Raw genomic sequence first — 2,041 nt, forward strand, 5'->3', positions numbered from 1 at the left:
GATGAACACCCGGAGCTCCTTCTTGAGCGACTCGAGTTCGTCGACCAGCACGCTGTCCCAGGTGTCCGGCAGCCCCTGCCCGTTCACCATCACGTGCTCACTCAGGCCCTCACGCAGGCCTCGCAGACACTCCCTCAGCTTCTTCGGCGACGGCGGCTTGGGAACTTTTCTCTCATCCCGTCCCTGCTTACGTAGGGCCTTTTCCCGTCCGTGCGAAGCCGGGCTGGCGTTGCGGTAGCACGCAAGGTCGTTGGCCTGCGGGATGTATCGGGGGTTCTCCCGGTCACAGAATGCATACCATCCCTTGTCACCGTGCTTTCCCAACGTCCCTTCGCACAGGGCCGCGGCACGCATCGCGCAACCCCATGGATCGCTGTCGGCGAGTGTCTGGATGAGTCTGAGCCGGGCGCGCAGCAGTAAAATCCGCAGGTGTTTGCCGTTGTTGGGCAGACCGACAGAGGCCAACCAGTCGGAGTCAAAAACGGTGGGAGGCCCGGAAAGTGCCAATCTTCTCGCTCTGACGGAAAGTGGCCTCAGCCACTGGGTTGATCCGAGGTCAAGCAAAGCGACCGCAGCACTGACGTCCAAGCACTTGAGCGCGGACAGCGCGACCCGAGCCAGCTCGGAGTCCCCTGCGATACGGCTGAGAACCGCATTCTGATCGACCTCGACGATCGACTCATCCGAACCCGGCGCGGCGCGGCGGATCTCCAGCAGCCTGGTCGGGCAGGCCGCGTACAGGCCCCATTCGATGCCCGTGAGCAGAAGCCCGAGTCCCTGCGGCTTCCGACCGGAGCCGGCGGCCACGCGTACCTCCCCAACCGTGTCAAGCTCTTGGTCATCAGCTTTGAGGGCGCCCCAGACGTCCGATCGGATGTCGTCGAGATCGTCGAACTCGATGCCGCATTCCAGCAGAACCCGGCAGTCGACTTTCTCAGTCCGAGCCCGCGCCTTCGCCTCCCACAGCCGGCCGACCGGCGCGGTCTCTTTTGACACCAGCATCCGGATCACTGGTTCGAAACCGTCCCGATACGCCCGGGCGATGAGCGCGTCCAGACGGGGCGTCGCTGGATCGTCACCCTCGATCCGGTCCATACCCATGGCGACGAGGATGAGCGCGCGCCGGTCACCGAGGTAGGGCCACCTCGGGTAGCCGAGATCTACGATTCCCTCGTCAAAGCGCGGCAGCTGGTCCTGCCCCTCCAGGAACCTACGAATAATCATCGGATCGGTCGGTTTCCCGTGCGAAAGGTCCTTGGCCGCATTCTCCGCCCCGCGAAGCTGGGGGTGCCGCAGAAAGTCAAGCGCGGCGGTCGGCCTGTCCCGATCGGCGAGGCTACGGGTACGGGCCTCCTTCAGCCAGGCGCGGAAAAGAAAACCGTCTACCGCCTCTCGCCGGTCGATCCGTTCGAGGAGAACTCGGGCGAGGTCCTCCTCACCGAAGTCGTCAGTGGTTTCAGCCACGAGGATCTGCCGGTTCAAACGGCTTCGCCACAGCTCGTTGCCGTCCTGATCACTGTCGTCCCGATCACCCTTGATCATCGACGAATAGAAACGGTGCCGGACGAGCCACCGGTCCGCGTTCTCGTGTGGGGTGGGTAGCTCGTGGCTGAGCAGGATCGGCTTGCCGGCCATACCGGCCAGGAGCAGCAGCCGTGGCTCCACACCGCTTTCGATGACGCCCACGACGAGACCGATCGCGGCGTTTGCCGCACCACCACCGTACGGAATATCCACCCGCGGCGCGGCGCCGGTGCCACGGATCTTCGACAGACGTTTGCCGATGACCGTCCGGACTCCGGCGATATCGGGACCACCTGCCTTCAGCAGCTCGACGCTCTCCGGCGGGAAGCCCACTCCGTAGAGGCCGTCGCCCTCAAGCCCCTTCTTGATCGCCTCGCCGAGGCGAAAAGTGTGGCCCGAAGGGGAAATCTCGCCGGCACGGGGGCTGGTGACAACAAGAATGACCCGGTCGTACCGTGGCGCGCCGTCCGCGAATACCGCTACCAGAGGTACCTGATTTCCTGGGAGGTCGGCGCTT

Annotated in this window: 1 protein-coding gene; it reads right to left on the reverse strand. The window is 64.5% G+C overall.

The annotated features are described in order from the left end of the window. A partial coding sequence (locus tag MJ783_RS22470) for a hypothetical protein (RefSeq protein WP_239313702.1) occupies positions 1-2,041 on the reverse strand: 2,041 nt, incomplete at both ends.

This window comes from Protofrankia sp. Cj3, from assembly GCF_917627355.1.
In the GTDB taxonomy this organism is placed as follows: domain Bacteria; phylum Actinomycetota; class Actinomycetes; order Frankiales; family Frankiaceae; genus Protofrankia.